The 10246-nt window shown below is 41.2% G+C and carries 9 protein-coding genes; 7 read left to right on the top strand and 2 right to left on the bottom strand.

Features of this window, described 5'->3' with window-relative positions:
* Positions 1-237: 237 nt before the first annotated feature.
* Positions 238-1572: a (Fe-S)-binding protein gene (locus IBX40_07555; protein MBE0524171.1), complete on the bottom strand. Its 1335-nt coding sequence runs from the start codon at positions 1570-1572 to the stop codon at positions 238-240.
* A 1-nt stretch (position 1573) separates the two neighbouring features.
* Positions 1574-2305: a respiratory nitrate reductase subunit gamma gene (locus IBX40_07550; GenBank protein ID MBE0524170.1), complete on the bottom strand. Its 732-nt coding sequence runs from the start codon at positions 2303-2305 to the stop codon at positions 1574-1576.
* A gap of 236 nt (positions 2306-2541) precedes the next feature.
* Between IBX40_07550 and IBX40_07545 the strand changes: the two genes are divergently transcribed.
* The 7 genes from IBX40_07545 (at position 2542) to ablB (ending at position 10192) form a co-directional block, all read left to right on the top strand.
* Positions 2542-3810 (top strand): UbiD family decarboxylase, encoded by a 1269-nt coding sequence (locus IBX40_07545; GenBank protein ID MBE0524169.1) that lies wholly within the window; start codon positions 2542-2544, stop codon positions 3808-3810.
* 4 nt (positions 3811-3814) lie between these two features.
* Positions 3815-4981, top strand: a complete 1167-nt coding sequence (locus IBX40_07540; protein MBE0524168.1) for an aconitase X catalytic domain-containing protein — start codon at positions 3815-3817, stop codon at positions 4979-4981.
* Between the two features lie 7 nt (positions 4982-4988).
* A complete protein-coding gene (locus IBX40_07535; protein ID MBE0524167.1) occupies positions 4989-5378 on the top strand; it encodes a DUF126 domain-containing protein in 390 nt (129 codons plus the stop codon).
* Positions 5375-6481 (top strand): site-2 protease family protein, encoded by a 1107-nt coding sequence (locus IBX40_07530; GenBank protein MBE0524166.1) that lies wholly within the window; start codon positions 5375-5377, stop codon positions 6479-6481. The genes IBX40_07535 and IBX40_07530 overlap by 4 nt, the downstream gene beginning before the upstream one ends.
* Before the next feature lie 11 nt (positions 6482-6492).
* The gene (locus tag IBX40_07525; GenBank protein ID MBE0524165.1) at positions 6493-7596 is read left to right on the top strand and encodes a TIGR04013 family B12-binding domain/radical SAM domain-containing protein; all 1104 of its coding nucleotides are present in this window, start codon (positions 6493-6495) and stop codon (positions 7594-7596) included.
* 453 nt (positions 7597-8049) lie between these two features.
* Positions 8050-9363, top strand: coding sequence for a lysine 2,3-aminomutase (gene ablA, locus IBX40_07520; protein ID MBE0524164.1), 1314 nt, complete (start codon positions 8050-8052; stop codon positions 9361-9363).
* A complete protein-coding gene (gene ablB / locus IBX40_07515; GenBank protein ID MBE0524163.1) occupies positions 9356-10192 on the top strand; it encodes a putative beta-lysine N-acetyltransferase in 837 nt (278 codons plus the stop codon). The genes ablA and ablB overlap by 8 nt, the downstream gene beginning before the upstream one ends.
* Positions 10193-10246 lie beyond the last annotated feature (54 nt).

Genomic DNA, 10246 nt, shown 5'->3' with positions numbered 1-10246 from the left:
GAAAGGGTTATGAAACGCGTGAGCCGGATGTGATGAAAGTCGCAAGTCCGGTTCTTAGAAGAGGGAGAGCGAGTAATCGCTCTTTCTTATTCGGCTGAAATCCGTGTTCTAAATCATTTGCCCCTGTTGAATCAACGTACATGCTAAGGACTCTAATTTTATTTAGCTGTCAAAGTTGGGTAATATACTATAAAAAAAAAGAAAATAGGCGCAAATATTTCATGCGCCGGAAAGGTTTTATTTTTCAGGTACGGGTTTGATATCAGTAGAAAGACCCAATAGCTCAGCTGTTAACACGATCAGATCTTCCACCATCATCTCGTCCCCGGCTGCATCCTTCTTATTGAAGTCACCAGTTTCTTTACCCAGTACAGCGTTTCGACCGTCACCCAGATTACGGCGGCAGAATGGACATGCAGAAGACAGAATATCAGCTTTTACATCCATTGCATCCTTAACCCTGGCTGAAGCTACCTCAAGAGCCAGGTCAGGTATTCCGGCCTTTACACCGCCACCTGCACCACAGCATCTTTGAAGGTCGCGGTTTCTCTCCATTTCCACAAATTTCACGCCTGGCATGCTTTGAATTACTTTCCTCGGTCCTTCAAACACACCCACATGTCTTCCCAGGTGACAGGGATCGTGATAGGTGATGGTTTTATTTAGAGTTCCTTCCCATTGCATCTTACCTTGTTCGATCAACTCTGCAAGATAGTCAGCAATATGCACCACCTCAAAGTTAGGCTTACGACCCATAAGGCGAGGCCAGTCAAGGGTGGCTGCTCTGAAACAACCGGCACATGCGAAAAGCACCTTCTTAACGCCTTTTGCCTCGAGAGCTTCCACATTATGTATTCCCGCCTGTCTGGGGGTGTCACCGATATGGGGCTGTCCTGTCCTGATAAGAGCTGAACCACAGCACCATTCATCCTCACCCAGCATTACAAAAGGTACATTCAATTTATTCAATACCCTTGCTGTGGAGACTGCAAGTACCTGCTGGTTGAACCCTGCTGTACAGCCGGTAAAATATGCAATATCTGATTCTTCGGCAATCTCAACATCGTCAGGTATCCAATCAAGTCTTTCCTTCTGGTCTTTCATGTACGGATTGTGCATCTCACCAATAAGTTTGGGGAACAGGCTCTGTTTACCATATGGACCATTACCTCTTAGCACTAGTTGCTGCCTGGTGGCTTCCCACATCTCAATTGTGTTTAAACCGGCCGGGCATACACTACCGCATGCACCGCAAGTAGTACAGTGGAACAGGTGATCATTGAAATCCTGGATCTCATCTTCAGGAATCGCCTTAGCTCCGAACAGTTTGGCTCGCAAGCCATAGCTCTTTCCCATAAAATCACGCCATCGGCTGATCTTATCTCTGGGAGAGATGTTCATATCTTTTTTCATAGCGTCCAGAGTTGGACACCAGTTGTCGCACTCACCGCACCTGGTACATGCATCATATTGCATCAATGATATTGGATCAATGACATCAACCTTGATTGCAGGTTGTCCTTTTGGAATCTCAGGAACTGTTTTTTCTTCTTTTTTCTTCGCTTCAGCCATGTTACTCGCCTCCACCGTGAGCTATTAGTGTCAGCGGTGCAGCTATCATATGCATATATTTACTGAACGGAATGTATGCGATACAGAAAAGTAATGAAATCGCAACATGGAAAAGAGCAAGAGTCCGGGCCATTACCTCATCAGCACCTACGAAGGTCCACAAACTGTTTGCATCCGGTCTATAACCTTCTGCAATAAAACCTGTTACTGTAATAGCCAGTATACCCAGAACAAGTACCCAGTCAAACATTTCAGTCCTTTTACTTACATCTGTAAGTATTAATCGCCTTAATATTGCAATTACAAGTCCAATAAGAAGCAAATATCCCATAATCTCATTTGGTGCATCAAAACCATCCCGGATTATAAACAAATCGAAACTTCTAATTCCGATTTCATGAAGTATTTCAAATGTTGCGAAAATCAGTGAAAGTACAAGCATACCTACCCAACCAACAAAGATCATCATATGCATAACCCATCTAAACGGACTGCGCCGAATCAGCCGGCGTTGCAGAAATATATCCAGTACCAGTGTTACTATAATGGATTGGTGCCCATCCTTAGTTGCAGATTTCCTAAAGGCACTGAGGAATGCTTTTACACTTCCACCGCCCCATTTTTTCATGTTCAATATCATTCCAATCAGAAATATCAGGACTGCAATTAATGCAATTCCCAGCATTATTTCAAATGTTGGAATCCCTGAATAATAACTAAATCCTTCGCTCATTAACAATTTCCTCCTGTAGATAGATTGCTGTTCCTATTTTCAATAAATAATAACCCAAAATTAACAGGTAATTTCTTAAAATCGAATAACTTAAATCATATATAAACATTATGTATTTTAGTTATATTTAAATAATGTCATTGCCTGTTTTTATAAAAAATTATTTATTATTTTTGAATTAATGGAAAATATAATATAACATATAGCAGTCAATTAATACTTTGAGAGAATACGAAATGAGTTTCAGAAATCTAATCGAACAATTAAAATCAGCTCAATTGCTAAGTGAAAATAATGATTATCTCTCCCCTTATCTGGAAGTTTCCAGACTGGCAATGAAGCATTCTGATCCTATTCTTTTTAACAATGTTAATGGACACAGGGTTGTAATGAACATTATAAATAATAGGCAGTTGATGGCCAGTGCCCTGAGCACTACACCGGAAAAAATGGTGCATTACCTGGCTGGTATAAAACCCCGGGGAGAAGTTGTCCATGTAGATACCACTCCTGCTATGGAGGTCATAGAGGATGAAGCAGACCTGACTAACATCCCTATACTGACCAATTTTCCTGTTGATGGAGGTCCATATATTACTGCCGGGGTTGTGGTATCTGAATATGGTGGGGTCTATAATGCATCCATACACAGGTTGATGGTAAATGGGAAGGACACTATGGTGGGCCGTCTGGTTGAGAACAGACATACTTATAATCTTCACAAAGCAGCCTCTCAGGCAGGGGAAAAACTACAGATCGCAGTTGTGATAGGTATTGATCCCGTCATCTTGCTGGCAACCACCACAAGGGTACCAAAAGGACAAGAGTTCCAGTATGCAAGCGCACTGCTTGGGCGCCCGGTCGAATTATTCCAGCTTGAAAACGGAATCAAAATACCTCATGCTGAATGGGTTCTGGAAGGATATATCGACCCTGATACTCGAGTATGTGAAGGACCTTTCGTAGATATTACTGGCACGGTTGATATAATCAGGCAGGAACCTCTTATTCACATCACAAAGATCATGCACCGCAGCGACCCCATTTACCATGCCATTATGCCTGCCGGCGGCGAACATAAGATGCTTATGGGAGTTCCTTATGAACCCCTTATTTTAAAAGAAGTGGGAAAAGTCTGCAATGTCCTGAATGTAGTATTGACCGGGGGTGGTTGTTCATACCTGCATGCAATAGTCCAGATCCACAAGCGACAGGATGATGACGGGGTCAAGGCCATTGATGCTGCCTTTAGAGCCCACAAAAGTCTAAAACACATATTGGTTGTGGATCATGACATCGATATCTTTGACCCATCAGACGTGGAATATGCGATTGCAACAAGGTTCAGGGCTGATAAGAATCTTATGATCTATTCTGATGTCAGGGGAAGTAGCCTTGATCCCATGTGCTCACCAAATGGAAATACAGCAAAAATGGGCCTGGATGCCACCATGACACTTGGAGAAGAGTGGAAGTTTAAACGGGCAGATATCTGGGAGGATTGAAAGCTTGCACTTAACCCGGGAAGAAGAAACGATCCTGGAAGGAGAGCAAGGCCCAACACTCCAGAAAGCTATGGAGATACTTACTGCTCTGGGTGATATCTATGGTGCAGATTTTTTAATTCCTATAAAAAGCGCCCAGATTGCAGGTGTGAGTTACAAAACCATAGGTGATGCCGGTTTTGAATGGATATCAGATATCGAAGGTACGGTAGTGGTGCCGTCAATTTTAAATCCGGCTGGTATGGACCTGTCCAGGTGGCAGGAAATGGGAATCGATGAGGAATTTGCGTCCAAACAAATTCAGATCATCGAAGCATATCGGCGCCTTGGTGTAAGGTGTGAATGCACGTGTACGCCATATCATATTGATAATACGTTGGCCTCCTTTGGGGATCATCTGGCCTGGAGTGAAAGCTCGGCCGTATCCTATGCAAACTCTGTAATAGGGGCCAGGACCAATCGCGAGGGCGGCCCTTCCGCATTATCTGCTGCTTTGATCGGAAAAACTCCAAATTATGGATACCATTTGGATGAGAATAGGGTGCCTGAAGTAACTGTTAAAGTGGAATACCGGCTTGAAGGTGCTGATTATGGGGCACTGGGACATCTGGTGGGATCCCTGGTAGGATCTGGTATACCATTATTTAAACTTGCATCCCGGCCGTCAAATAATGAATTAAAGGCCCTGGGTGCGGCCATGGCAGCATCAGGTGCTGTGGCATTATATCATGTCCAGGATGTAACGCCTGAAGCAAGTTTGTATCAGAAAACAAAAGAAACCATAATTATTGATAGAGAACAGATCGATGAGGTATTTGGTAAAGGCTGTCAGGATGAACCTGATCTGGCTGCACTGGGTTGTCCCCATTATTCTGCTGACGAATTGGAACAGGTTGCCAGACTACTTGAAGGGAAAAACCTTGACAGGGAAGTGTGGATATGCACCTCAAGAAATGTCCGGGATGCAAATCCGGATCTTGTCAATAAAATTGAGTCTAGTGGCGCTAAGGTGATAGTGGATACCTGCATGGTGGTTTCGCCTGCTACAGACAGGTTTGGATGTGTACTTACCGATTCAGGGAAAGCCCTGAATTATATTCCGGGTATGTGCGGTGTCGGTTCAAGGCTTGCTACTATCAACGATTGTTTGAGTGGAGGAGATAACAATTAAAGTCCTGATGGGAAGACCGATCTCACGGGGTTGTGCTGAGGGAGTTGCCCTTGTAACATCAAAGTCCATATCATTTTTGGGCAGTGTTGATCCCGTTACCGGAATAGTCGTGGAGGATGGGCATGAACTCGAAGGTAAATGCCTGAGTGGTAAGGTCCTGGTGTTTCCGCAGGGGAAAGGTTCAACTGTTGGGTCTTATGTTATGTACCAGTTGAAAAAGAACAATGTAGCCCCGGCAGCTATTATAAACAGGTCTGCTGAACCTATTGTTGTTGTGGGAGCTATTATATCAGATATTCCAATGGTTGATAGTACTGACCCAGATCCAATTGAAACGATTAAAAACGGCGATCTTGTCAGGGTTGATGGTACAAAAGGGGTTATTACGATATTATGAATGATTCTGAACAAAACATTCCACCAGACTCTGATGATGCCATTATTGAGATAATAAAATCAGAAGTGCCGGATTTCAAAATATATGAATATGTGTACGAAGATGGAGTTCATTTTCTATACGGACATCTTAAAAACGAACCAAAAGATATTTTGAAACGATTATGGGTTCCTTTGAACAATATGGGTTACGATGTTCAGATGAGCTATGAACTGGGTGAAAATGTCTTGGTCGTCAGTCCAATTGTAGAACAAAAAGAGCGGATCTGGATCAATGTGGTGTTGGCTTCAATTACATTTTTCACAACTATGTTCGTGGGATCGTTGTTCATGTTCGGAGGACATCCTTTTTCTAATCCAATTGATATAATAAAAGGCCTTCCTTTCACTCTTGCTATTATGTTCGTGTTAGGCTCCCATGAGATGGGCCATTATTTTGTGGCAAAGATCCACGGCATGAAAACGTCGCTTCCTTATTTCATCCCTTTTCCCAGTATCGTAGGCACCATGGGTGCTGTTATCAAAAATAAAGGTCCAATCCCCAGTCGGAAAGCATTGTTCGATGTAGGTGTGGCCGGGCCGGTTGTAGGCCTGATAGCTTCTATTGTGGTCACAGCAATCGGGCTATCTCTTCCTCCAGTAATACTGGCAGTGCCTGAAAATGGCATGTTCCTCAACCTTTCATTGCCTCCCCTTTTTTTATTTATCGGCAGCCTGCTGGGAGGCATAGGAGAAGACATTATCATTCATCCCGTGGCCTTTGCTGGCTGGGTTGGAATGCTAGTAACTGCACTGAACCTTATCCCTGCCGGTCAATTGGACGGCGGACATGTGTTATGGGCTATACTGGGTCCAAAAGCTGATCTTGTTTCCAGGATAATGCCATTCATTCTGCTGTCAATTGGATTTTTCGTATATGATATTATGCATCAAAATGGTGCCATGTGGATATTCTGGGGATTGTTTATTATGCTGTTCGCAACCGGTGGACATCCTGAACCCCTGGATGATGCTGATGAGATCGGCAGCTCAAGAAAGATGTTGGGAATCCTGGTTTTTGCAGCTGGCCTTTTGTGTGTGACCCTTTCACCTATCCAGATGTAGGGGTATATGCCTTGAATGTGAATTTTAAGTGGAATAAGAAGAACCGGAACAGCCTGGCAGCCCTGATGCCGCTTATTGATGGAGCACAGCTGGTGGAACAGCCAACTGACGGGATAATGGTCTACAGCTTTGCAACTGCACAGGCAGATGAGGTATTCAGGGAAATAAAAGATGCGTCCACAGATTCTATATTCATAGCAGGCGGTCCACACCCCTCAGTAAGGCCAAAAGAGTGCCTGGAATTTTTCGATTACGTGGTGATAGGGGAGGGAGAGGAAACTCTTCCCGAACTTATCAGAAGCATCAGGGAAGGAAATCCCATTGATGTGGAAGGCATTGCATATCTTAAGGTGAGAGACTGTATATACACAGGAAAAAGACCTGATGTAGACCTTGATAGATACCCACCTTTCTGCAACAACCTCCTTATGGGTGCCATAGAGATCAGCAGGGGATGCCCCCACAAGTGCGGTTACTGCCAGACCCCCAGGCTGTTCGGACACAGAATGCGTCACCGCCATCCCGAAATGGTGGCAAAATATGCGGGTATGATGCGGGATGTGAGGTTTGTATCTCCCAATGCTTTTGCATACGGTTCAAATGGTATATGTCCGGAGCCGGATAAAGTAGAGGCGCTGCTGGAAGCTATTCCGGAAGGGCGCAGGATATTTTTCGGTACATTTCCCTCAGAGGTCAGGCCTGAATTCGTGACCGAGGAGATGCTTAGACTGGTAAAACAATACTGCCATAATACATCCTTAAGCCTGGGTGCGCAGAGCGGCAGCCAGGATGTGCTTGATCAGATTGGCAGGGGGCATGGAGTGGATGAAGTAAAAAATGCGATACAGTTATGTCTGGAATATAAACTTACACCCATTATTGATGTTATATTTGGGCTACCCGGCGAGACCCCGGATGATCAGAAAGATACATTGGATTTGATAAAATGGATTGTTGATAATAACGGTCGCATTCATTCCCATTATTTCACACCGCTACCTGGAACGCCGTTAGAGGATGGTGCGCCTTCTCCAGTGAGCAGGGACGTGAAAAGAAGTATGGGCAGGTTGGCTTTAAGTGGTAAGGTTACCGGAGTCTGGGAACCGGGAATTTAAGAAAAAATTTTGGCCTGAAAATACCTGTAAAAGAGATTGTCGGCACTGAGTTAACAAAAGTGCAGCATATGAGAAAATTGTTCAAAACGGGATTGAATTTTATACAATTCAGTGAAGCTCCCCGGATTCCGCTAACGCTCAAATCCGAGGCATCTTAATGATGCTCGATGGTTCAGGATTAATACGAAAGATAGGGGGTTACTTACTTTTGTGGCGCCAAAATGTACAATAAATCAAATAAAATTAATCTGATATAATTGCGAAGTTTGATTAAAAAAACACAATTACTTATTTTTAAATTTTACACCCAACAGGAAAGTATATATGCATGCAAACTAGAAACACGTGATAAAAAGACCAGATTTTGGAAAAAGAGGTTTAACAATTTTTATTTTATAAAAATTATAAAACTATTAGATCCTAGTTATAAACATTCTAAATGAGAATAAATTCATGCCAATTTACAATAAAAATCAAAAACAAATCGCAGAAAACATAAATCCAGATGCTTCAATTTCAAACTGGAAAAGCTGGGGGTGGCAAATCAAGCATTCCATTAAAGATATTGCAACTTTTGAGAACCTACTTGACATAGAATTCGATCAAAATTTAAGAAAACAATTTGATGAAACTATAAAAAAATTCCCAATATCAATCACGCCTTATTACTTATCATTGATTGATACAGATGATTATGAAAATGATCCTATTTTTAAACAATCATTTCCATCTCCGTCAGAGCTAAATATTAGCAAATGTGAAACAAACGATCCTTTAGGTGAAGATAAAGATAGCCCAGTTCCAGGAATTACGCATAGGTATCCTGACAGAGCATTATTCCATATTAGTAATGTATGTTCTATGTATTGCCGACATTGCACAAGAAAAAGAAAAGTTGGGGATAAAGACTCCATTCCTGACAAAAATGAGATCTTAAAGGGAATAGAATATATTCGAAATACTCCTTCTGTGCGGGATGTTCTATTGTCAGGTGGAGATCCTTTAATGTTATCTGATGAATATCTTGATTGGATTCTCACAGACTTAAATGCAATTCCCCACGTTGAGATTGTACGAATTGGTACAAGAATGCCTGTCGTATTGCCATATCGTATAACTGATGAATTAGTCGAAATATTAAAGAAACATCATCCATTGTGGATAAACACACATTTTAATCATCCAAGGGAAATCACACATTCTTCTTCAGAAGCACTGAGGAAACTTGCTGATGCAGGAATACCTCTTGGCAATCAAACAGTCTTGTTATCTGGAGTAAATGATTGTCCAAGGATAATGAAAAGATTGGTGCATAAACTTGTTCAAAATAGAGTCAGACCATATTATCTCTATCAATGCGATCTGTCCGAAGGTCTATCTCATTTTCGTACACCAGTGGGTAAAGGTATTGAGATTATTGAAAGCCTGATAGGACATACAAGTGGCTTTGCTGTTCCTACTTATGTAATTGATGCACCTGGCGGAGGTGGCAAGATCCCGGTAATGCCTAACTATTTGATCTCATGGTCGACAAATAAAGTAATTTTACGGAATTATGAGGGAGTTATTACCGCATACAAAGAACCAGATGAATACACGCCTATTTTTTGTGATAGAGATTGTGATAATTGTAAATTACAATTGAAGCTTGAACCTGCTGATGAGTATAAATTTATTGGTATTGGAAAGTTATTATCAGATTTTGATCAGACTGAAAGTCTTGTTCCTGAAAATACTGAACGTATGGGAAGAAGAGAAGATGAATGATCTGATTACAAACATTGGTAAGTCCATCATTCAACACGGGAAATTTAATGATCGTATATATCTGATGAAATTAATTAATGATGACATACCAAATCTAATATATGATCTGGAAAAATTGGCATCTTCTGAGGATTATTCTAAGATAATAGCTAAGGTTCCAGCCTTTGCAAAAGATGTTTTCATGGACAATGGGTATATTGTTGAAGCTCATATCCCGGATTTTTTTAATGGCAGCAAGAATGTCTTTTTTATGAGCAAATATCGATATGAATTATCAAATCAGGATGAAAAAGATGCTAAGATTGAGAAAATCGTCAATATGGCACTATCAAAAGCTCAAAGTCCGATAAATAGTGAGATTTCGTCTGAATGTTATTATAAGATCTGTGAAAGATCAGATGCAAACAAAATAGTCGATATTTATAAAAATGTATTTGAAACATATCCATTTCCCATACACGATATTAATTATATTGAAAAAACAATGAAAGAAAATATAGTCTATTTTGGTATATGGAAAGATGATGAAATTGTTTCATTATCATCTTCTGAAATGGATATCAAGTCACAAAATGCAGAAATGACTGATTTTGCTACTTTGCCTGAGTATCGAGGTCGGGGATTTGCATCATATCTTTTGCAATGTATGGAAAATGAAATGCAAACGAAAAATGTAAGAGTGACTTACACAATTGCACGGGCTATTTCATATGGAATAAATATCTTATTTAGTAAATCAGGATATTCATACACCGGTACATTACTAAACAATACTAATATCTCAGGAAATATTGAGAATATGAATGTCTGGTATAAGTTTATGCAATGAATTTGCCTGCAAATATAAGTAGATATTCAGATTTATGTTACAGTGTGCACCTGT

This window comes from Methanosarcinales archaeon (genome assembly GCA_014859725.1).
Lineage (GTDB): Archaea > Halobacteriota > Methanosarcinia > Methanosarcinales > Methanocomedenaceae > Kmv04.
The sequence above is the reverse complement of the archived record's forward strand: the minus strand, read 5'-3'. Positions and strand labels throughout refer to the sequence as shown.